This window comes from Roseibium polysiphoniae, from assembly GCF_014842925.1.
In the GTDB taxonomy this organism is placed as follows: Bacteria; Pseudomonadota; Alphaproteobacteria; order Rhizobiales; family Stappiaceae; genus Roseibium; species Roseibium polysiphoniae.
Window position 1 is genome coordinate 501000 of record NZ_JACYXJ010000003.1, and the last position, 22613, is coordinate 523612.

A 22613-nucleotide genomic window follows, 5' to 3' on the forward strand; every position below is an offset into this window, starting at 1 on the left:
GTCCTACCATTCGGTAATCGCCCCTTCCTGGACACCGCTTGCCCAGTCGATCTCGCGCTCGCCGCGGCGTTTCTCGCCGATCAGAGTTTTCTGGACGATGCCATCGTTCTCCTTGTCGCGGCGTACGGCGTCAAAGGCGGCCTTGCTGACGCGCTGGGCCCAGATCGTCACACTGCTGGTCTTGCCGTCCTCTTCGGAGACAATGGGTCTTGCAATGGCCTTGCCGTTCGGATTGATGGCCTCGACCACCAGATAGTAGTTGTTGACGTTGCGATTGACGTCCGGGATGCGGGTGACGCCGGTCGGTGTGCCGGGCCGCGAAACGATGCGCACCTCGAAGACAGCCGCCAGATCAGTCGCAAGCCTGTCCAGATCGCTGGCGGCCTTGCGCGCGGCCTCGACCTTGCCGTCGCCGGCTGCCGTGATGCCGTCTGTTTTCAACCGGTCGGCATCGGCGAGCAGGTCGGAATTGTCCGTGAGGCCCGCAACGCGCTCGACCAGGACTGACAGACGGTTCGGCAGTTCTTCGGCAAGCTCCACCTGAAGCGCTTCTGCGGCCCGCTCCCTTGGCGCGACCACCAGGAACTGCCAGCCGGCTCCGGCAATGACCAGAACCACAAGCACAATGGCCAGCCATTTTGACCAGGTCAGGCGCCTGACATAGGCAAGAGCCAGGAAACGCGAGAAGCCGGACGCTGGCGGATTGTAGACGAAACGGTCTTCTTTCAGACCCTGGACGCCAGCCTCGAGAATGTGATCTGGAACCTCAATGCCCTGCGCGGCGTAGATTTCCCGCAGGCGCTCGATCATGCCGGCGTCGCGGTCTTCTGCGCCGAGCTCTTTCATCACGACAGCATCGTCGTGGCGGAGCGTGTCCACCACATCCATCGCCATCATCAGATCATCGAGCGGGGCGTCTGCCTTTTCCGCCATCAAGCGTCGTCTCCGCTAGAGCACTTACATTCAATCAGAACATTCGACATTTCCCGGAAGCTTGCGTGAAATCGGCCTCACACGCGTTCGGGAACAAGTGGACCGCCCAGCTGTTACCGGGCGGTCGACATCGTCAGCTCATAAGGGCATTGCCTTCAGCGGCAAGCTTGGCGAGGCGGCGCTTGCCGTCTTCGACCGCGGTCCGGATTTCCTCGGAGTTCTTGGTCGACATGTCGCGCATCTCGTTGATGATCTCGCGTGAGTGAACCTGGAAGTTCACGACGGAGTCCACGAGTTTCTTGACGGAGGCCGCCTGAACTGTCGGTCCGTAACCTGCCTTGAGAGCCTCGGTCTGAACAGCGTCGCCGATTTCGGCAAGCGTTTCGAGACTCTTGTTGACGCCTTCTTTCATGGCGTTCAGCGTCTCGGTGGATTCGTGCAATCCCTGAAGGCCGGTGAAGGACGCGTTGAGCGCCGTCAGAACCGATTCATTGGTCGAGAAGAAGCTGACGGACTGGGCATAGACCCGTTCCTTGGCATTGGTCGTCTGCATCAGGCGCGCCATGATGATTTCAGACGTGTTGTAGCCGATGGTCAGGTTGTCGGAGAGATCCTTGGAGATCTGATAGCGCTTTTCCTCGTCCTGCATTTCGCGCAGGCGCTCGTCGCGCGCCAGTTCGAGCCGCGCCTTGGCAGCCGGATCATCGCCCGCATAAGCGGCAACTTCGTTGGACGAGGCTTCAAGCGCCGCCTTGGATGCATCGAGCTTGCTCGTCGCGATGTTGAGAATTTCGAGAGCCTGAACCTCTGCCTGCTTCAGGGCGCCACGGAAGTCGCGGTAGGAGTCGAGGATCGTCTGTTCGCGCTCGATCTGGTCCTTCGTGGCCCTGGCGACTTCCTTGTAGGTTCCGCGAATGTCGTCGAAACGGTCGGAAATCGTGCCGCGGCGAATGTCGCGCCATTTGTTGGCGAGGCCTTCGGTGAAGGAGATCTTGCCGTCGGCAAGCTGATCGACCAGCGCCTTGGCATCGTCGCGGATCGAATTGAACGCGTCCGTGATCTCTTCATAGCGCTCGCCGATGTCCATCTGCTGGACCTGGGCGCGTACGACTTCGTTGAAATGGGAGGCCTGGCCGAGGGTGCGGGTGATGATCAGGACCTTGTCGGGCGACAGGTCGGAGATCTGCTCCAGAAGCGCATTGATCGGCGCGTCGGTTTCCGTGTCGGCTGAAATGCCCAGGTCACGCAGCTTTCCAAGCGCACGATCAAGGTATTGCAAGGGGCTGATGCTCGTTGCCGGTGCCGCCACTACGGCGCCGGTGGTGTCCTGTTCTGTCGCTTCCGCCATCGACATGTCTCCCGCTTTTGGTCTGCGTGGCTCTCTGACAGACGGGCCGTGCCCGTCCATTTATTCCGCAGCGCGTCATCTAGGGCAGGGTGACGCCATGGAGTCAACGGGTTGCGAAACCTTAACTGTCAATCCCGCAAACCTGTTACCCCATTGTGACACTCGCCTTGGCAATGCCTTCGATGCTTCGGCATTTTCGACAGGGTTGCAAGCCCAATCGCGTATCTACCCGCTCGAAGTTGCCGGTCAGTCTTTCGCGGCGGCCACGGCGATCTTCGCTGCAAGTCTTGCGTTGTTGCGCACCAGGGCAATGTTGGTGACGAGCGAGCGTCCGCCGGTCAGATCCAGAATGGCTCCAAGCACATAGGGCGTCACATCCTTGCCCTTGATGTTGTCCCGGTTGGCCTGGTCGATGGCGGTTGCAATGTGACCTGCCATCTCGTCCTGGGGGATTTCGCTTTCTTCAGGCACCGGGTTGGCGATGAGAACGCCGCCGTGTCCGCCAAATCCGGCCCGGACCTTGAGCAGGCGCGCAATCTCCTCCGCCGTGTCGAGGCGATATGGAGCGCTCAGGCCGCTTCCCCGGGACCAGAAGGCCGGCAACTCGTCCGTGCCATAGGCAATCACCGGCACACCGCGGGTTTCAAGGACCTCAAGGGTCTTGGGAATGTCGAGAAGGGCCTTTGCGCCGGCGCAGACCACAAGAACGGGCGTTCTGCCAAGTTCATCGAGATCGGCTGAAACGTCGAAGGTTTCTTCTGCGCCCTTGTGGACACCGCCGATGCCACCTGTGGCGAAGACAGCGATCCCTGCCGCCTCTGCCGCCATCATGGTGGCGGCGACCGTGGTCGAGCCGGGACGGCCGCTGGCCACGGCGAAGGAAAGATCGGCGCGGGAGCATTTCATCACGTCGTCGGCCTTGGCCAGCCGGTCTAGATCATCGTCATCAAGGCCGATACGGATCTTGCCGTCCAGCACGGCGATGGTCGCGGGGATGGCGCCTTCCGCGCGAATGTCCGCTTCCACCTGGCGGGCGGTTTCGACGTTGTCGGGAAATGGCATGCCATGGGTGATGATGGTGGATTCCAGCGCAACAACAGGCTTGCCGTCGGCGAGGGCCTGGCGCACTTCCGCGGTCGGGGCGATGAGGTGGTTCGCGGTCACGGGCAATCTTTCTGAAAATGGAGGGCGTGTGTCTGGCCGTCTTATAGGATCTGGATGAGGGCCGGGGAAGGGGTCAGTCGGGGTGGATCGCGGACCAGGACAAAGTGTCTGCGACCGCGCCGGAGGCTTGAAGGGTTTCGAGGGCCGCCTTTTGGCCGATCTGGAGGCTCACGTCGAGCTCGAACCCGCGGGCAAGGCCCGCAAGAGTTCCGGCAATCAGGGCATCACCGGCACCCGTGACATCGACAATGGAAGCGGGGGGCGGCGCGTGATCGAGGCTCTGGCCAGAGTTGCGCATGTGCAGCGGCTCGTGTCCGGAGGTGATGACGACTGCGCCGACGCCCCGGCTCAGGAGCTCTTCAGAAAGATTCTCTGCGGGCGTGTCTGCGGACGCATCAAGCAGCGCGGTGGCTTCGGCGCGGTTGAGCAGCAGCAGTTCCAGTTTCGGAAGAAGGCTTTTCAGGCGCGGCGCCTTTGCAACGGAAACCGCGTCGGCAACAAGTGCGGCCTTTGGGGCAACCTCTGCAAGCGCGTCCAAGATCGCGACCGGCAGGTTGGCGTCGACAAACCACAGGGCATCGACTGGCATCTGCCGGGCCGTCTCGATGAAGAAATCGGCGGGTGCGCTGGTGAGCACCTTGTCGTCGATGCAGGCTGCAGCGAGACCGCCGTCCGGATCATGTAGCGCCAGATATTGTCCGGTCGCCTGACCGGACCGCTCAAGAAGATGAGGTTCAACTCCGTCGCGCTCAAGCTGCGCGCGGATCGAGGCGGCCGCCGGGTCGGCGCCAGTAACACCGATGAGCGTTGTCGGCACGCCGAGCCTTGCCAGCACGCGCGCAACATTGGTGGCCACGCCGCCGGGCTTCTGGTCGAGGTCTGCCGGCGTTGACGTGTCGCGGAGGATTGGCCGATCGGCATGGGCGATGATGTCCCAATGGACAGCGCCGAAGCAGGCAATCGGGCGCGGAGGCGAAGCTTGAGGGCGGGCTGTAGGCATGGTTTGTCTTTTTGGCGCAAAGCACCGGCTGGCGGGGCGTTTTCGTTTATGGGTCTGTCAAAGGGCCTAGCAGCGCCATGGCGGCAGCACAAGATTGCCGCTCGAGCCGGGGTGATTCTGGGTATAACTTTTCAGCGCGCGAATATTACCTTACGTAAGTTTTGCGTTTGCAAAATGAGAACATTTGACGAACTTATTGAAAAATAACCATAAAAAACAACGTTCCTGCCGGACTTGTCAAATGAGAACAAAAAAGGTACAAAAGCTCAGTTTGAAACGGCGGTTCCATCGTGGAATAAGGAGCGAGAGCCATGTCGCAAAGTACACTTCGTCTCGTAGAAAGCAGCCAGATGGATAAGAGCAAGGCGCTGGACGCAGCGCTATCGCAAATTGAACGGGCCTTCGGTAAGGGCTCCATCATGAAGATGGGGGCCGGGCAGGTCGTTGAGATCCAGTCCGTGTCGACCGGGTCGCTTGGTCTGGATATCGCCCTTGGCATCGGCGGCTTGCCGCGCGGCCGGATCGTTGAGGTCTACGGGCCGGAGTCCTCGGGCAAGACGACATTGGCGCTGCACACGGTGGCAGAAGCCCAGAAGGTGGGCGGCATCTGTGCCTTCATCGACGCCGAACACGCACTTGATCCGATCTATGCGCGCAAGCTGGGCGTCAACATCGATGACCTTCTGATTTCCCAGCCCGATGCGGGTGAGCAGGCGCTGGAAATTGCCGATACACTGGTGCGCTCTGGTGCCATCGACGTTCTGGTGATCGATTCAGTCGCGGCGCTGACGCCAAAGGCCGAGCTTGAAGGCGAGATGGGCGACAGCCTTCCGGGCCTGCAGGCCCGTCTCATGAGCCAGGCGCTGCGCAAGCTGACCGCGTCGATTTCCAAATCGAAGTGCATGGTCATCTTCATCAACCAGATCCGCATGAAGATCGGTGTGATGTTCGGGTCTCCCGAAACAACGACCGGCGGCAACGCCCTGAAGTTCTATGCCTCTGTCCGTCTTGATATCCGCCGCATCGGCGCCATCAAGGACAAGGATGAGGTCGTGGGCAACCAGACCCGGGTCAAAGTGGTCAAGAACAAGCTGGCACCTCCCTTCCGTCAGGTTGAGTTCGACATCATCTACGGTGAAGGCGTTTCCAAGATGGGCGAGCTGATCGATCTTGGCGTCAAGGGCAACATCGTCGAGAAGTCCGGAGCCTGGTTCTCCTACAACAGCCAGCGGCTGGGGCAGGGGCGTGAGAACTCCAAGCAGTTCCTGCGCGACAATCCGGAAGTGGCCGATGAAATCGAACTGGCGATCCGCCAGAATGCGGGTCTGATCGCCGAGGCGATTATTGATCCGGAAGGTGGCAAGGACGACGACGAAGATTGAGGCCGGCGGCTTCTGTTCTTGCCCTGATTTCGACTGTCAGAATTCACCCCTTCGCGCGCTCGGCGCGGAGGGGTTTTTGCTTTTGGCGCTCGCCTGTCCGCTGTCTTCGTTTCACTGGAGCAACAGCTTGCAGAAACCGGACGCTTGCCGAACTCGGTGTTCTGGACAGCCACGGAGCGGAAAGCTAAAAGGCTGGTTCGACCGGGGGACGCTTTAGAGACCCGGCCCAAGAGATATTGGCCTGATCAAACGGACAGGCAGGACCGAGGCGAGACACCGCATGACCGGCGTGAATGAAATCAGATCCGCGTTTCTGGACTATTTTGGCAAGAACGATCACCAGATTGTCGAATCTGGCCCGCTCGTCCCGCGCAATGATCCGACCCTGATGTTCGCCAACGCGGGCATGAACCAGTTCAAGAACGTCTTCACCGGCCTTGAAACACGTGACTATGCGCGCGCGGCCACCGCCCAGAAGGTTGTGCGGGCCGGCGGCAAGCACAATGATTTGGACAATGTCGGCTACACCGCCCGTCACCACACGTTCTTTGAAATGCTCGGCAATTTCTCTTTTGGCGATTACTTCAAGGAACGGGCCATCGAGCACGCCTGGACGCTGATCACCCGGGAATACGGCCTGCCGGCGGAAAAGCTCTTGGTCACCGTCTACTCCGAAGATGAAGACGCCGCCGTCCTGTGGAAGAAGATCGCTGGTCTCACGGACGACCGCATCATCCGAATTCCGACCAGCGACAACTTCTGGACCATGGGTGACACAGGTCCTTGCGGCCCCTGTTCGGAGATCTTCTACGATCATGGCGATCACGTCGCCGGCGGACCTCCGGGCAGCCCGGATGAGGACGGGGACCGATTTATCGAGATCTGGAACCTGGTCTTCATGCAGTATGAGCAGACGGCGGACGCGCGCCTCGATCTGCCGCGGCCGTCCATCGATACAGGCATGGGATTGGAGCGCCTGGCGGCGATCCTTCAGGGCGTTCACAACAACTACGACATCGATCTATTCAAGGCCATCATCGGTGCATCGGTCAACGTCACCGGCGTTGAGGCAGAGGGCGACGCGCTGGCCAGCCACCGGGTGATCGCCGATCACCTGCGCTCGACCGCCTTCCTGATCGCCGATGGCGTTCTGCCGTCCAACGAGGGCCGTGGTTATGTGCTGCGCCGGATCATGCGCCGTGGCATGCGCCATGCCCATCTGCTGGGCGCCAAGGATCCGGTGCTCTTTAAATTGATCCCGACCTTGATCCGCGAGATGGGTCAGGCCTATCCGGAGCTTGGGCGCGCCGAAGCGCTGATCACGGAAACACTGACGCTCGAGGAAAAACGCTTCGGCAAGACCCTCGATCGCGGCATGGGCCTGCTTGAGTCAGCGACATCCGACCTGGGCGAGGGCGGCCAGCTGGACGGGGAGACAGCCTTCAAGCTCTATGACACCTATGGTTTCCCACTGGATCTGACCCAGGATGCCCTGCGTCCGCGCGGCATTCAGGTTGACACCGACGCGTTTGACGCGGCCATGGCGCGCCAGAAGGCCGAAGCACGGGCCAACTGGTCCGGCTCGGGCGGCACGGCAACCGATACGATCTGGTTCGGCCTGAAGGAAAAATTCGGCGCGACCGAATTCCTCGGCTATGAAACCGAAAAGGCTGAAGGTGTGGTTCTCGGCCTTGTTGCCGATGGTGAAGAGGTCAAGACGCTTGCGACGGGTGCCAGCGGTTTTGTCATCCTGAACCAGACACCTTTCTACGGCGAGTCCGGCGGTCAGATCGGCGACACGGGCGCGATGTCGGCCTCTGGCATCAAGGTCAGCGTCACGGATGTTCAGAAGAAGGCCGATGGCCTCTTCGTGCACGCGGTCACGGTTGACGAAGGCACACTGACGCTGGATCAACCCTTGGAGCTGAGTGTTGATCATGCCCGCCGGGGCGCGGTGCGCTCGAACCATTCGGCTACCCACCTTGTGCACGAGGCGCTTCGCGAGGTTCTCGGCACTCATGTGGCGCAGAAAGGGTCGCTGGTCACATCCGAACGGCTGCGGTTCGACTTCTCTCATCCCAAGCCCATGAGCGATGATGAGCTGGCGGTGGTCGAGGGCTTTGCCAATGAGATTGTCCTGCAGAACGCGCCGGTCGAGACCCGCCTGATGGCCGTGGACGATGCGATCGAAAGCGGCGCCATGGCGCTCTTCGGCGAGAAGTATGGCGATGAAGTACGTGTCGTGACCATGGGCACAGCGCTCCATGGCGACAAGGCGGGCAAGGCCTATTCGGTCGAACTGTGCGGCGGCACCCATGTGCGGCGCACCGGCGACATCGGCCTGGTCACGCTGGTGGCCGAGGGCGCCGTTGCCGCTGGTGTGCGTCGGATCGAGGCGCTGACCGGCGCGGCAGCCCGGGCCTACCTCGATGAGCAGGACAAGCGCATGCGCGCGCTGGCAGGGCTCTTGAAGGTCGGTGCGGCTGATGTGCCGAACCGGGTGGCTCAACTGGTCGAGGAGCGCAAGCGCCTCGAAAAGGAACTGGCGGACGCCAAAAAGAAGCTGGCTATGGGCGGCGGCGGTGAGGGCGGCGAAACGCCGGTCAAGACGGCCGGAGCCTTCCAGCTCATGGCCCGGGTCGTGGACGGCATCAATCCCAAGGACCTGAAAGGCCTGGCGGATGATGCCAAGACCAAGCTTGGCTCCGGCGTGGTCGTTCTGATCAGCGTCGCCGATGATGGCAAGGCTGCCATCGTGACGGCGGTCACCAAGGATCTGACCGAAAAGGTCAACGCGGTTGATCTGGTGCGGATTGGCTCGGAGGCTCTTGGCGGCCGCGGCGGTGGCGGCCGGCCGGACATGGCCCAGGCAGGTGGTCCCGACGGCGCAAAGGCTGATGCAGCGATCGCGGCGATCGAAGTCCATCTCGCCGGGCTTTGAACCAACGACATTTCGACAGCAAGGCGGGGCAGTGCTCCGCCTTTTTCGTCTCTGCTTTCTGCTGCTGAACAACGGTCTGCTTTGCAGGGGTCGGAGGTTCTTGTAAGGATGGCGGTCGACGCGAAGCGAAAAGGTGCAGCTGGGTGACGGCAAAAAAGACGCTGAAGACGACCCTCTATGACCTTCTGGAGGACACGGGGCAGGCCCGCGGTGCTGCCCGCGCGATCCGTCATTTCCTTGTCGGGCTGATCGTCGTCAATGTAACGCTTGCGGTGATCGAGACCCTGCCTGCGGTTCGAGCCGGTTATGGCGGTATCCTGACCCACATCCAGATGGCATCAGGCGCACTTTTCATTCTGGAGTATTGCGCGCGCCTCTATGTCGCCGACCTCCATCCGCCGCTGCGGCGCTATGGGCCGTTTGGTGCGCGGCTGAGATACGCCCTGCACATGGATGCGATTGTCGATCTGATCGCCGCCTTGCCCCTGATCCTCGTGTTCATGCTGCCACATCATGCCTTCACGGTGGTGGTGATCTTGCGCCTGCTTCGCTTCCTCAAGCTCGCCCGCTATTCGCCTGCGATCCGGTCTCTTCTTCAGGCGATCGCCAGTGAACGCTGGGCTCTGATGGGGGCGACGCTGATCGTCTCGGGAGTCATTTTGTTTGCCGCGACGGTGATGTATCTGATCGAAAAGGATGCGCAGCCGGACAAGTTCCAGAGCATACCCCATGCGATCTGGTGGGCGATCGCGACAGTCACCACGGTGGGCTATGGCGACGTTGTGCCGATCACGGGGCTCGGCAAGACCATCGGCGGTTTTTTCATGCTGCTTGGCTACGGCCTTATTGCTCTGCCAGTCGGCATCATCGCCTCTGCCTTCGCGCGAGAGATCCACAGCCGGGACTTCGTTGTCAGCTGGTCGATGGTGGCGCGCGTGCCGCTGTTCGAGGATCTGAAGGCTGCGGAGATTGCTGAAGTGGCCCGCTTGCTCCAGGCGCAGAAGGTGCGCGCCGGCCATGTTATTGCGGAAAAGGGGGACGTCGCGGACAGGATGTTCTTCATCTCCGAGGGGACGGCGGAAATCGCGCTCAAGGACAAGAGCATATATCTGGATACGGGGGACTTCTTCGGCGAGCTGGCGCTGATCCACCAGCGGCCACGCACGGCAACTATCAGGGCCTTTCATGATTGTGAGCTGCTGGTGCTGGAAGCTCACGCGCTGCAGCAGATGATGGAGAAGAACCCGGCGCTGGCCACCAAAATCCTGCAGGAGGCAGAGCGGCGCGGCGAGGAGGCTGTCCAGTCCCTCGGCGATCTGGTCAGCGAGGAGCTGGCCATGGCCGATGTGGTCGCCGACGGCGGTGATGGCGACACTGAGGAGCCCGACCTTTTCGTTGAGGAAGAAGCGACAGCGGGCGAAGAGCCTTCACCGGACGAACCAAAAAGCTGAATTCGCTAACGGTTGCGGCAGCGCCTTTCAGGTTCAACGCAGGTAGCCGAGGTCGACCATGGTCGGGGCAAGGGCACGGCTCAGCCTTGAGACCTCTTGCAGCGGCAGTTCCTCGGTATGACTGCCGACACGGCCGGAGCGCATGTGGCGGATCCTGTCCGCGTTGCCGGCCTCGAAGTAGCGGGCGCGGGCCTTGTCGAAACTCTGATTTTCGACCGCTTTGACCAGCCTTTCCGAATCGAAATCGAGACCTGCGTCTGTCAGCAGGCGAGCGAGTGAGGCTTCCGTGTCGGCGAGAAGATCCTCATAGCGGATGAGCGGAATGCCGGCGGCCAGAAAATCCTCCACATAGCCGGCCCAACTGCGCCGGTTCCAGTAATGGCCGTGGCGCTCCGTGGTCATCAGGGAGACCATGTCGGCAGCCGCGCCGGGCTGGTTGTGGAAGTGATAATGCGCGCCGGAGGCGGCGACATCGCGCGGGTCACGGACAATACTGATCATCTTGACGCGTGGGTGCCGGACCCGGTCCCAAGTCGCGCGCACATGATGGGACTTGAGCAGGAAACGGTTGGAAGCACGGTCATCGCCCTCGACGGCGATATCATGGTTGCAGGGGATTCCGGCATAGCCCTTGGAGGGGCAATTGAGGGTGTCGGCAATCAGGCGCGTCAGCCAGGTGTTGCCGGATTTCGGATAGCCCACCACCACGATGGGTTCCTCAAAGCCGTCTTTCTCGAGCTGGCTTATGTGGTCCGCGATGAAACGGGTCTTCTTCCTGATTTTCCGGAAGGTCCGGGCAGCGAAATAGATGTTCTTCATGGTCGGCAGCAACTTGTTTGAACTGCCGACCGGGATGATCTTCAAATTTGATCAAATAAAGAAGCTTTGATTTCCGAAATTTGGAGATTCAATTCCGCTGAAGTCTCATTGTTTCAAGGACCTTCAGATTGTCTCTGACATGGTATGTTGGCGCTTTTGCAGCACTCCAAGCCGTCAGCTGGAGGTGTCCAGGCGGCCTTCCTGAGCCTTGTAAAAGAACTGGCTCGCGACCAGCCAGCCTTTCAGGGGGCGCAGCGGCGGGATGCATGTGAGCAGGATCAGCGGCAAGGTCGTCACCAGATGCACCCAGTAGGGGGCGGTATGTGCGACCTCCAGCCAGATCGCAAAGGCGACCGCGGGAATGCAGCCGAAGCAGATGATGAAGAAGGCTGGTCCATCGGCGGGGTCTGCAAAGCTGTAGTCCAGATCGCAGACTTCGCATTTGGGCTTCAGGGTCAGGAAACCGTCGAAGAGGTGGCCTTCACCGCACCGCGGGCAGCGGCCGCGCAGGCCGGTCTGGACCGGAGAAAGAGGCTTCCAGGTGCGCTGAGTTTCCATGTATGTCCCGCCTTCGTGCGATAGCCAGGATCCTGGGCTGTTGCCCATCTGGCTGCGTTCAAGTCCGCGTCGCCCTGTTCTGAGCGACCGGCAGAAGATAGGCGGCATGGCGGTCAGCGCAATCACGCGTGCCGCGGCATTTTGGCGTTGGGCGGCCGGTTTCTGGCGCTGCGTCCGTCCCGGTGGTGCTTGCAATTGCTGTAAAATGCAAGAAAGGCGGCCGTTCGGCCGCCTTTTTGACTGGATCGACTGTCGGTCACCGCGGCCTTATGCCGCCATGGCCTTTTGGAGGTTCTCGTCGATCTTGTCGAGGAACTGCGTTGTCGTCAGCCAGCCCTGTTCCGGGCTCATCAGGCCGAGCGAGCCAAAGCCCTGGCCGGCGATGTCGGACTGGACGTCACCATCATAGTTCTTGCATGCAAACGCCTATACGACTGCTGAAACTGTCATCGACCTAGTCGATACACAGCTTGCGCCATCCCTTGCTTTTCGGATGCGGGTTTTTGCGTAGATAGGCAAGATCCGATGTGCAGGATTCCATCACGCGATCTTGAAAATCCTCGACATTCTTTACCCGCAAAACTTTGACGTAGGGCTTATAGCCGCGGCACTGCGGATATTTGGTCTGCACTTTGGCGCGATAGTCTAGAAGCCTTTTCTTGAACTCGGCCTGAAGCTTGCCATCGAGCTTCTTATGGATGTCTCCGTCCGCGTCCAGGCGATTGCCTTCGAGATGAAAGATCATGGTCTCGTCATCGATTTTCTGGCCGCAGCCGGGAAACGAGATTGTCGATGTGTAGTTAAAGACCTGGACCGACTTGGGTGGTTCCAGGCCGACTATTTGATGGCCATACCAGTTCGGGCACCGCTGTGAAAGCACGAGAGCACACGTATCCCCTGACGCGACGGCCTGCGGCGCACCGCTGACGTTTTCCGCCTCAAAGACGACGGTGAGGTCTCTGGTAGAACGGGTGTTGCAGATCCAGCCCTTGCCGCCGCCGCAAGAATTGCCGCCGTTGCGGGTGCGGCATTCCTGTGCGGCCCGGGACTGGGCCGCGGCCTGGTCGCGGTTGACGCCCCAGCCGTAGGGCGAGCCGCCCTGTTCATAGGCGTAACCGGCGCAGCCCCGGCCTTCCAGGATGAGTTTCGGTGCGCAATTGGCGCCATTGCGCTCGCGACATTCGGCAAGGGCACGCTGCCGGGCGGCTTCCTTGCTGTCCTGGTCGTAGGACCAACCGAAGGCGGCATCATCGACGGAAACAGCAAGGCCAGCATAGACCGGCCTGTCCTCGAGGGCGGCGATCACTTTTGCCTGCGCCTGACGCTCTATGGCGAGGTCTTTTTCATAGGTCTTGATGTCCTTCTCGGCAACATCTTCCTGTGTTGCTACCTGGATCAGCGTTTCGGCCCGGTCGAGATCCTGCTCGAGGAATTCTCCCCTGGTGTATTCGCGCGCCAGATAACCGGCCGCACGGCCATAGCCTCCACGAGCTGCCTGCTCCATCAGCCTTACGCCGGCTTTCGAATCCCTTTCGAAGCCGTCTGACCCCTTGAGACGGGCGACGCCAAGATTGGACTGGGCGATCGGGTATCCGAGCTCGGCGGACTCCATCAGGAGCTTGCGGGTGTAGTCGCTTTCCCCATCTCCATAGCCGCATTTCTTGACGTAGTGGGTGATCCGGAGCGAATTCATCGCCGCCGGTGAGCGGTCGACTTCCGCCGCTTTCTTCAGCTTGTTGTAGGCGGCCTGATCGCCGCCGCAGGCGGCCTTGTAAAGCGCCTGATAGCGCTCGCGCTCCACTTGCCACATGGCGGGCAGCGGGTCGGCAAGGGCGGGTAAAACAAGCGCTGGAAGAAGGGCGATGGCGGCGAGAAAACGATAAAAAAGCTGATGTAGATTCATGACAAACCTGAATGTATGCTTTTACTTTTTGGAAGATGGCTATGTGTTGCGGCCAGAATGATGTGACTGTTGAACCGGACCATCGCAAAGCCTACAGCTGTTATTCGACGCAGAGCTGTTTAAATTCGCCCTTGCGGTTGCTGCGTACGGCTTCGAGGCTCGTCGTGCATTTGGACTTCCTTACACGCTCGTGGTTTTCTTTTTTCTCCGGCGTGAAAATGAGCAGACGAGTGCCTCGGTCGCCGCACTCCGGATACTTTGCCTGAACCTTTTCCCTGTGAGCAAAGAGCATTTTTTTGACCATGCTCTTTTGCTCCTCGTTCAGGTGGTTCTGACCGCGGCTTGAATCCCACTTGCCTTTGTACCAGCCAATGACATGAGCATAAGTGCTGTCTTTGTTCACGCCGCAATTTTCATAGGAAACGGTCTTGCTGAAGTCTGAGATAATCATTTTTCCCATGACTGTCCCACTCACCCTGCCCCCGAACCAGTTTTCGCAGAACTGCATGATTTCGACAGGACAGACGCTGCCGGATGCGACGGACTGCGGCGCACCGCTGACGTTTTCCGCCTCAAAGACGACGGTGAGGTCTCTGGTAGAACGGGTGTTGCAGATCCAGCCCTTGCCGCCGCCGCAAGAATTGCCGCCGTTGCGGGTGCGGCATTCCTGTGCGGCCCGGGACTGGGCCGCGGCCTGGTCGCGGTTGACGCCCCAGCCGTAGGGCGAGCCGCCCTGTTCATAGGCGTAACCGGCGCAGCCCCGGCCTTCCAGGATGAGTTTCGGTGCGCAATTGGCGCCATTGCGCTCGCGACATTCGGCAAGGGCACGCTGCCGGGCGGCTTCCTTGCTGTCCTGGTCGTAGGACCAACCGAAGGCGGCATCATCGACGGAAACAGCAAGGCCAGCATAGACCGGCCTGTCCTCGAGGGCGGCGATCACTTTTGCCTGCGCCTGACGCTCTATGGCGAGGTCTTTTTCATAGGTCTTGATGTCCTTCTCGGCAACATCTTCCTGTGTTGCTACCTGGATCAGCGTTTCGGCCCGGTCGAGATCCTGCTCGAGGAATTCTCCCCTGGTGTATTCGCGCGCCAGATAACCGGCCGCACGGCCATAGCCTCCACGAGCTGCCTGCTCCATCAGCCTTACGCCGGCTTTCGAATCCCTTTCGAAGCCGTCTGACCCCTTGAGACGGGCGACGCCAAGATTGGACTGGGCGATCGGGTATCCGAGCTCGGCGGACTCCATCAGGAGCTTGCGGGTGTAGTCGCTTTCCCCATCTCCATAGCCGCATTTCTTGACGTAGTGGGTGATCCGGAGCGAATTCATCGCCGCCGGTGAGCGGTCGACTTCCGCCGCTTTCTTCAGCTTGTTGTAGGCGGCGCGGTCACCCCCGCAGGCGGCCTTGTAAAGCGCCTGATAGCGCTCGCGCTCCACTTGCCACATGGCGGGCAGCGGGTCGGCAAGGGCGGGTAAAACAAGAACAGGCAATAGGTAGGCAAGCGCAGCAGGAACAGCACGGAACATATGGCTAAAACTCTTAAAGTTTCAAAAAATGCTTATTTATCAAGGGATCACGTATCTGAACATCCTGTCAAGTTGCGATGGCGCCCCACGCAATGAAAAGGCGGCCGTTCGGCCGCCTTTTTGACTGGATCGACTGTCGGTCACCGCGGCCTTATGCCGCCATCGCCTTCTGGAGGTTCTCGTCGATCTTGTCGAGGAACTGCGTGGTCGTCAGCCAGCCCTGGTCCGGACCGACGAGCAGGGCCAGATCCTTGGTCATGAAGCCGCTTTCGACCGTGTCGATGCAGACCTTTTCCAGCGTCTCGGCGAAGGCTGCCAGCTCCGTGTTGTCATCCAGCTTGGCCCGGTGAGCGAGGCCCCGCGTCCAGGCGAAGATCGACGCGATGGAATTGGTCGAGGTACTTTCGCCCTTCTCGTGCTGGCGATAGTGGCGGGTCACCGTGCCGTGGGCCGCTTCCGCTTCCACAGTCTTGCCGTCTGGTGACATCAGAACTGAGGTCATCAGGCCGAGCGAGCCGAAGCCTTGCGCCACGATGTCGGACTGGACGTCACCATCATAGTTCTTGCAGGCCCAGACATAACCGCCGGACCATTTGAGCGCACTGGCGACCATGTCGTCGATCAGGCGATGTTCGTACCAGATCTCCTTCTCGGCATAGGCGTCCTTGAATTCGGCGTCGAAGATCTCCTGGAACAGGTCCTTGAAGCGGCCGTCATAGGCTTTCAGGATGGTGTTCTTGGTCGACAGGTAGCAGGGCACGCCGCGCTGCAGGGCATAGTTCAGGGAGGCCCGGGCGAAATCGCGGATCGAGTCGTCCAGATTGTACATGGCCATGGCAACGCCGGAGGAGGGGGCATCGAAGACATCGCGCTCGATGGTCTCGCCGTCTTCACCGACGAACTTGATCGACAGCTTGCCCTTGCCGGGGAAGAGGAAGTCGGTGGCGCGGTATTGATCCCCAAATGCGTGACGTCCGACGATAATCGGTTGGGTCCAGCCAGGGACCAGGCGCGGGACGTTTTGCATGATGATCGGCTCGCGGAAGATCACGCCGCCCAGAATGTTGCGGATCGTGCCATTGGGCGAGCGGTACATGCGCTTGAGGCCAAATTCCTCGACCCGGGCTTCGTCCGGCGTGATCGTGGCGCATTTGACGCCAACGCCATGCTTCTTGATCGCCTCGGCGGCATCCACGGTGATCTGGTCGTCGGTTTCGTCGCGCTTCTGGATCGACAGATCATAATACTCAAGGTCGATGTCCAGATAGGGGTGGATCAGCTTGTCCTTGATGAACTGCCAGATGATGCGCGTCATCTCGTCGCCGTCGAGCTCAACGACCGGGTTCGCTACCTTGATCTTCGCCATGGCTTGGGCCTCTTTCCGGGTGTGGATAAAATTGTGTGCGTTCGTATACAATCATCTGTGCTGCGGCGCAACGGTCGCCGGCGAGCTTTAGCAGAATCGCGGGGAAATGGGGAGGGCAAGGCGGGGGGGGAATGTGGCTGTCGAGGCATTTCGACAATATCTGGTTTGTACGCCTTGACATGCTTTCCTGCGTCACCATCGGCGGGCAGCCTTGCCGATCGCTCCTGGCCTTCCCGAACGAAGATCCGGCATGCCGGGACCTCGAGGATCATGCAGCACCGGCTGCGTTTTCTGCACCCCGGACTGCGCCGGGAAGGCAGAGGGGGAGGGCGGATTGGGAAGGCGGCATTGCCAGCTCTGTTCGCCCGGCCTTGGTCTGGCAAATGAGACGGGTCAAGTGATAGGGTCTGTCATCCAACCAGAGAGTGAGAATTCAAGTCGTGACCACACCCGAAGACAGACTGGCAGCGCTTGGTCTGAAATTACCACAGCCGACGAAAGCGCCTGACGGCGTTCAACTGCCGTTCGTATTTGTCAATGTCAGGGGCCAACGGGCCTTGTTTTCCGGTCACGCAAAAAGCGCAGAGGATGGCCGTATTGTGGGGCCATACGGAGTTGTCGGGGCCGATTTCACAACAGACCAAGGCTACGAGGAAGCCCGCGGAGTGGCGCTGTCCGTGCTTGCAAATCTCAAAGCGGAAATCGGTGAATTGTCGCGCATAACGGGATGGGTGCGGGTTTTCGGGATGGTGACATCCGCGCCCGGCTATAGCGAACAACACCTCGTGGTGAACGGGTTCAGTGATCTGATCAATTCCGTTTTTGGGCCGGACGTGGGGCGCCATTCGCGTTCTGCGCTCGGGGTGTCCGGATTGCCGTTTGGATTTGCCATGGAAATTGAAGGCGAGGTCCTGATCAGCGAATGAGCAGCCAGAGATGGCCTGGGGCCGCCTGGCACTGGGGCACCACAGGAGCTCGGGAAAACGCCATACGCGTGTGCTGTCTCGAAGGTGGGACCCGCATTGGGCTGCCCTGAGGATGAGGCGCTCTAGGCGGGCTTGTCCCTGAACCACCGGCGGTCATCCCGGCCTTGTGTGGGGACCCAATCCATCCTGCTGCCAGCCGGGGCGTTTGTGAGCAAGCTGGAAGTCGCCGCGCATCTGCTGATTTGACCTTTATGCTTCGGGAGCCAATGGATCTCCGCACGAGGCGGGGATGACGGCAGAAGATGTCGTGAGGCTCTCGCCCATGCCGCGAAAACAAACCTCTCCGTCGTCGTTGTCGGGCTTGTCCCGGCAATCCAAATAGCCTTAGCCAGAAGACTGGAGGAGTGGATCCTCGGGACAAGCCCGAGGATGACGAAAGCGGGTGTGGTTCGGCATTTCCACTATCTCCCTGCTTTCCCGAACGAAGATCCGGGACCCAGTACGCCGGGATCTCTCGGGTCAAACCGCGCCGCCTGCGGCTACTGGATCCCTGCCTGCGCAGGGAAAGCAAAGAGGAGCTGCGCGGCGCGACGGGCCGTCTGCTGCAGCGCTCTTGACAGAAGATATATACCTGACTTAAGTCAGATAATATGCTGACCGATATTTCCCGCTTTCGCCGTTTCAGCCGTGCCGTGACCTCAGAGGTTGGCGCGCTCGACACGTCTTTTCTCGGGCTTGGCCGACCGCTTGGCTCTGCCCGGGTGCTCAATGCCATTGGCCAGGGGCGCAGTGATGTTGCTGAGGTGCGCAGCTATCTCGGCCTTGATTCCGGATTGATGAGCCGCCTGCTTCGGTCCCTGGAAGAGGAGGGGCTGATTGAGGTGTCCTCAGACAAACAGGACGGCCGAAGGCGGCAGGCGAAGCTGACCGAGGCGGGCAAGGCTGCGTTTGCCGACTATGAGCGCCTGTCAAATGAACGGGCGGCAGATCTCCTTTCAGGTCACTCGAAGCCCAAGGCGCTGCTGGAGGCCATGGACCTGATCGCTTCTGCCCTTGGCCGGCAAAGGTGGCAGTTTGAGGAACGCGATCCACGTGACCCTGAATGCGTCTACTGCCTTGAGGAATATTATGCGGAGCTAAACCGTCGGTTCGACATTGGATTTGACGTTGCACTGTCTGCCGATCCTGAAGCCGAAGATATGCTGGCACCCCGGGGCTGCTTTATTCTGTGCCTGTCAGATGGGCTGCCGATTGGCTGTGTCGGTTTGAAAGGCACGGACAAGGGCTATGCGGAAATCAAGCGGCTTTGGGTGTCGCCGGCCGCGCGTGGGCTCGGCATGGCGAAGCGGCTGATGGTGGAAGTCGAGGCGCGGGCGCGCGAGCTTGGCATCACGCTTTTGCGCCTGGATACGAACTCAAAGCTGCCTGAGGCCGTGAAACTCTACCAGACGTCCGGCTGGACCGAGATCGACCGCTTCAACGAGGATCCTTATCCGGACTTTTTCTTTGAAAAGGCACTGTAAACGCAATCGGAGCTCGGGGAAGCCTTCACCTTAAAGCTCAAACAAAAAGGGCGGTCCGGAGACCGCCCTTTTCAGATTTCTGCGTCAACAAGGCCTTAGCCGATGATGCCGTTCAGCGTCGCGCTCGGGCGCATGACGGCCGCGACCTTGTCGGCCGGGGCGTGGTAGTAGCCGCCGGTGTCAGCCGGGCTGCCCTGGACGGCATTGAGTTCGCCGACGATCTTGTCTTCGTTGGCGGTCAGGGCTTCGGCGATCGGTGTGAAATGCGCCTTCAGCTCTGCGTCCTTGTCCTGGGCCGCCAGTCCCTGCGCCCAGTAAAGCGCGATGTAGAAATGGCTGCCGCGGTTGTCGAGACCGCCGACGCGGCGACTCGGGGACTTGCCTTCATCCAGCAGCTTTTCCGTTGCCAGATCCAGCGTTTCGGCCAGGATGGCCGCCTTGGCGTTGTCACGGGCCTGGCTGAGGTGTTCCAGAGACGCGCCCAGCGCGCAGAACTCGCCAAGGGAATCCCAGCGCAGGTAGTTTTCTTCCTGAAGCTGCTGAACATGCTTGGGTGCAGAGCCGCCGGCGCCGGTTTCAAACAGGCCACCGCCGTTCATCAGCGGCACGATCGAGAGCATCTTCGCCGAGGTGCCGACCTCCAGGATCGGGTAGAGATCGGTGAGGTAATCGCGCAGCACGTTGCCGGTGATGGAGATCGTGTCTTCGCCGCGGGCGATACGCTCGGTGGTGTAGCGGGCCGCTTCCGTCGGAGCCATGATCTTCAGGTCGAGACCGGAGGTGTCATGCTCCGGCAGATAGGTGTTGACCTTTTTGATCAGCTCCGCGTCATGGGCGCGCTTTTCGTTGAGCCAGAAGACGCCGGGCATGCCGGAGAGGCGTGCGCGTGTGACGCCGAGCTTGACCCAGTCACGGATCGGGGCGTCCTTGGTGCGGCAGGCGCGCCAGATGTCGCCGCCTTCGACTTCATGCTCGATCAAGGTCGTGCCGGCCGCATCCACGAGGCGCATGGTGCCATCGGCTGGCGCCTTGAAGGTCTGCGGATGAGAGCCGTATTCCTCGGCCTTCTGGGCCATCAGGCCAACGTTAGGCACGGTGCCCATCTTGGCTGGATCGAGCGCGCCGTTCTTTTTGCAGAACTCGATGACCGCATCATAGACGCCGGCATAGGAGCTGTCCGGAATGACGCATTTGGTGTCGGCTTCCTTGCCGTCCGGGCCCCAGCCCTTGCCGCCTGCGCGGATGAGCGCTGGCATGGAGGCATCAATGATCACGTCGGAAGAAACGTGGAGGTTGGTCAGGCCCTTGTCCGAGTTGACCATGTACATGGCCGGACCGTTGTCCAGGGCCGCCTTGAGATCGGCTTCGATCTCGCCAGCTTTTTCGGCCGGCAGGGTGGCGATTTTCGCTTCCAGATCGGCAATGCCGAGATCCGGGTTGACGCCGATCGCTTCCAGGGCATTGCCGTGTTTGGCAAAGAAATCTTTGAGGAAGACTGAAACGACCTGACCGAAGATGATCGGGTCGGAGACCTTCATCATCGTGGCCTTGAGGTGGACGGAGAAAAGCACGCCCTTGGCCTTGGCGTCAGCAATCTCGGCTTCCAGGAAGGTGCGCAGGGCCTTCATGCTCATGAAGGTGGCGTCTACCACATCGCCTTCGTCCAGCGGAAAATCGTTCTTGAGAACGGTGACCGCGCCATCCTTGCCGACGAACTCGATCTTGGCGGTGCCGGCGGAGGCCGCTGTGATCGTCACCGACTTCTCGTTTGAGGCGAAGTCGTTCTGGCCCATGGTGGAGACATGGGTCTTGGAAGAAGGCAGCCATTCGCCCATCGAATGCGGGTTCTTCTTGGCGTATTCCTTGACGGCCTTGGGCGCGCGGCGGTCGGAGTTGCCTTCGCGCAGAACCGGGTTCACGGCAGAGCCCTTGATGGCGTCGTAGCTCGCCTTGATCGCCTTTTCCTCATCGCTTGCCGGGCTTTCCGGGTAGGACGGGATCTTGTAGCCCTGGGCCTGCAATTCCTTGATGGCCGCATTCAGCTGCGGCTGCGAGGCGGAAATGTTCGGTAGCTTGATGACATTGGCTTGCGGCTCTTTCACCAGCTGGCCAAGTTCGGCCAGGTCGTCGGACTGCTTCTGGCTGTCGGTCAGATACTGGGAGAAATTCGCCAGAATGCGGCCGGCCAGAGAGATGTCCTTCGTGCCGATGGAAATGCCGGCTTCCTTGGTGAAGGCGCGGATGATCGGCAGGAACGAGGCGCTTGCGAGTTCCGGCGCTTCGTCGACCTTGGTGTAGATGATGTCGGCCATGTCTTTGAGCTTCCTAAGGCTTGATCAATCGTCGGAAGGGCGCTCAGACGTTGCGGCAGGCAATGCGCGCAAGCGTTCGACCGTCCTCCACGGTTCGGGCTTCCGGCGGTGTATACAATTGTACGCAATCAATTTCCAGCCCCTTGATTGCGGGGTAACCGGTGAATGCTGGCGGACCCTATCAAAGCTGGCTGCAATCGCCAACAGAAGGAGCGAGGTCTGGGCCCGCCAGCATTGATTTTCGCGTCTGGGTGGAAGAGCCCAGACGCTGCCGTTGTCCCGCCTAGCGCGAGAGAACCCGAATGCGGCTGTCGAATTCGCCGCGGTCCACGTAGCAGCCACGCAGGTGGCGGAAGCCTGTGGATGGATCGAAAGCGGCACGGCCATGAAGGGCCCTGCGGTTGTCGAAGATCACCATCTCGCCGCCCTCCAGCCGGGTTGTCATGACGTAGTCATCGGAGCGGGTCATCTGCATCAGCTTGCGATAGGCGGCATAATAGGCCGCCATGACGTCTGCCTCGAGATCCAGGGTCGCGGCGATATGCGCATTGAATCTGAGCTCGCGGACCTGGCCGAGATGATTTGTCTCGATGGTCAGGTGACGGCTGCGCAGGTCATAGTCCTGATCCTGGAACCGGAAAGGGATCGGGATGGTGTTCAGAAGTCTGAAGGCTTCCGGGTCGCTGGCCTTGAGATCTTCGGCAATGGCAAAGCCGTCACAGAAGGTCGATCCGCCGCCTTCGGCCTCATTGGCAAGGCAGTGGAGGAACTGGAAGCCCGGCGCCAGTTCCTGGTTTGGAAGGTCTGTGTGCAGCGGCAAGGCGTGTGACGTATAGGCCAGGTTGTTGGGGTTCGGCTTGGACTGAACCTCGAAGGTCACGCCAAAGTTGGTCTCGCGCAGGAAGCCGATCCGGCGGGCAACGGTCATGCCGGCATCGACGTCGTCGGCCATGCCATCGACGATGGCGAGGCCCGTGCGCTTGGTCGCGACGAGAAAGTCCAGAAGTGCGGCATCATCCGACAGAAGATCCGACGCGCTGGCGCGTGGGAGCTCGGCCTTGGTCAGGTCGCCGCGCCACAGGGTGGGCGTGACATCGGCCGGATCAGACAAGGGCATGCCTGGCTTGTTGGCGGCGAGCCAGTTGGCGTCAAAGCGGCTGGTGTGATCCTCGGACTTCCAGCGCAGGACGAGATTGCCGTCGTCGACGCTGGCATCGCCGATTTCGATGTCGAGGGGAACGCTGGTCAGGTCGAATTGCCGCTCGAGGGTTTGCGGGTGGAAACCGCTCGGGCAGCTGTCGCGCAGGAAGATGGCAGGGAAGGTCGTTGCGCTGCCGTCCGGCCACGCAATGTCGATCGCACGGGCGTCGCCGTGCAAGGTTGCAGTCATCATCAGGAATATCCAGTTTCATGTCATGGGGATCCGGCCCGCAGGCCGGGCGGTTACATGAAACGGGGAGGC

The 22613-nt window shown here is 60.6% G+C and carries 16 protein-coding genes; 5 read left to right on the forward strand and 11 right to left on the reverse strand.

The window, feature by feature from the left end:
- Nucleotides 1–3: 3 nt before the first annotated feature.
- The 4 genes from IG617_RS09265 to IG617_RS09280 all read right to left on the reverse strand — a co-directional run bounded on the left by IG617_RS09265 (nt 4) and on the right by IG617_RS09280 (nt 4445).
- Nucleotides 4–933 (reverse strand): DUF6384 family protein, encoded by a 930-nt coding sequence (locus IG617_RS09265; protein WP_192108931.1) that lies wholly within the window; start codon nt 931–933, stop codon nt 4–6.
- Nucleotides 934–1066: 133 nt separating this feature from the next.
- Entirely contained in the window at nt 1067–2281 is a 1215-nt protein-coding gene (locus IG617_RS09270; protein WP_192108932.1) for a cell surface protein, read from the reverse strand.
- 246 nt (nt 2282–2527) lie between these two features.
- A complete protein-coding gene (locus IG617_RS09275; RefSeq protein WP_192108933.1) occupies nt 2528–3445 on the reverse strand; it encodes a pseudouridine-5'-phosphate glycosidase in 918 nt (305 codons plus the stop codon).
- 73 nt (nt 3446–3518) lie between these two features.
- Complete coding sequence (locus tag IG617_RS09280) at nt 3519–4445, reverse strand: PfkB family carbohydrate kinase (protein ID WP_192108934.1); 927 nt, start codon at nt 4443–4445, stop codon at nt 3519–3521.
- A 311-nt stretch (nt 4446–4756) separates the two neighbouring features.
- On the opposite strand from IG617_RS09280, the gene recA reads away from it, so the two are divergent.
- The 3 genes from recA to IG617_RS09295 all read left to right on the forward strand — a co-directional run bounded on the left by recA (nt 4757) and on the right by IG617_RS09295 (nt 10219).
- The gene (gene recA / locus IG617_RS09285; protein WP_192108935.1) at nt 4757–5827 is read left to right on the forward strand and encodes a recombinase RecA; all 1071 of its coding nucleotides are present in this window, start codon (nt 4757–4759) and stop codon (nt 5825–5827) included.
- Nucleotides 5828–6107: 280 nt separating this feature from the next.
- Nucleotides 6108–8768, forward strand: coding sequence for an alanine--tRNA ligase (gene alaS / locus IG617_RS09290; protein ID WP_192108936.1), 2661 nt, complete (start codon nt 6108–6110; stop codon nt 8766–8768).
- Nucleotides 8769–8911: 143 nt separating this feature from the next.
- Nucleotides 8912–10219, forward strand: a complete 1308-nt coding sequence (locus tag IG617_RS09295) for a cyclic nucleotide-gated ion channel (protein ID WP_209008373.1) — start codon at nt 8912–8914, stop codon at nt 10217–10219.
- Nucleotides 10220–10252: 33 nt separating this feature from the next.
- On the opposite strand, the gene IG617_RS09300 is transcribed toward IG617_RS09295, so the two are convergent.
- The 5 genes from IG617_RS09300 to IG617_RS09325 form a co-directional block, all read right to left on the reverse strand.
- Nucleotides 10253–11083 carry a sulfotransferase domain-containing protein gene (locus IG617_RS09300; RefSeq protein ID WP_192108937.1) on the reverse strand — a complete coding sequence of 277 codons (831 nt, stop codon included), beginning with the start codon at nt 11081–11083 and terminating at the stop codon, nt 10253–10255.
- Between the two features lie 129 nt (nt 11084–11212).
- On the reverse strand, nt 11213–11596 hold the full coding sequence (locus IG617_RS09305) for a DUF983 domain-containing protein (RefSeq protein ID WP_192108938.1): 384 nt from the start codon (nt 11594–11596) through the stop codon (nt 11213–11215).
- A 454-nt stretch (nt 11597–12050) separates the two neighbouring features.
- Entirely contained in the window at nt 12051–13499 is a 1449-nt protein-coding gene (locus IG617_RS09315) for a DUF4189 domain-containing protein (RefSeq protein WP_192108939.1), read from the reverse strand.
- A 100-nt stretch (nt 13500–13599) separates the two neighbouring features.
- The gene (locus IG617_RS09320; RefSeq protein WP_192108940.1) at nt 13600–15024 is read right to left on the reverse strand and encodes a DUF4189 domain-containing protein; all 1425 of its coding nucleotides are present in this window, start codon (nt 15022–15024) and stop codon (nt 13600–13602) included.
- Nucleotides 15025–15175: 151 nt separating this feature from the next.
- On the reverse strand, nt 15176–16390 hold the full coding sequence (locus IG617_RS09325) for an NADP-dependent isocitrate dehydrogenase (protein ID WP_192108941.1): 1215 nt from the start codon (nt 16388–16390) through the stop codon (nt 15176–15178).
- Nucleotides 16391–16830: 440 nt separating this feature from the next.
- Between IG617_RS09325 and IG617_RS09330 the strand changes: the two genes are divergently transcribed.
- Both IG617_RS09330 and IG617_RS09335 read left to right on the forward strand, forming a co-directional pair.
- Entirely contained in the window at nt 16831–17316 is a 486-nt protein-coding gene (locus IG617_RS09330; protein ID WP_192108942.1) for an Atu1372/SO_1960 family protein, read from the forward strand.
- Between the two features lie 650 nt (nt 17317–17966).
- Nucleotides 17967–18839 (forward strand): bifunctional helix-turn-helix transcriptional regulator/GNAT family N-acetyltransferase, encoded by an 873-nt coding sequence (locus IG617_RS09335; RefSeq protein WP_192108943.1) that lies wholly within the window; start codon nt 17967–17969, stop codon nt 18837–18839.
- A 95-nt stretch (nt 18840–18934) separates the two neighbouring features.
- Here IG617_RS09335 and IG617_RS09340 read toward each other — a convergent pair whose 3' ends face one another.
- The gene (locus IG617_RS09340; RefSeq protein ID WP_192108944.1) at nt 18935–21151 is read right to left on the reverse strand and encodes an NADP-dependent isocitrate dehydrogenase; all 2217 of its coding nucleotides are present in this window, start codon (nt 21149–21151) and stop codon (nt 18935–18937) included.
- A 283-nt stretch (nt 21152–21434) separates the two neighbouring features.
- Nucleotides 21435–22544, reverse strand: coding sequence for a TauD/TfdA family dioxygenase (locus IG617_RS09345; protein ID WP_192108945.1), 1110 nt, complete (start codon nt 22542–22544; stop codon nt 21435–21437).
- Nucleotides 22545–22613 lie beyond the last annotated feature (69 nt).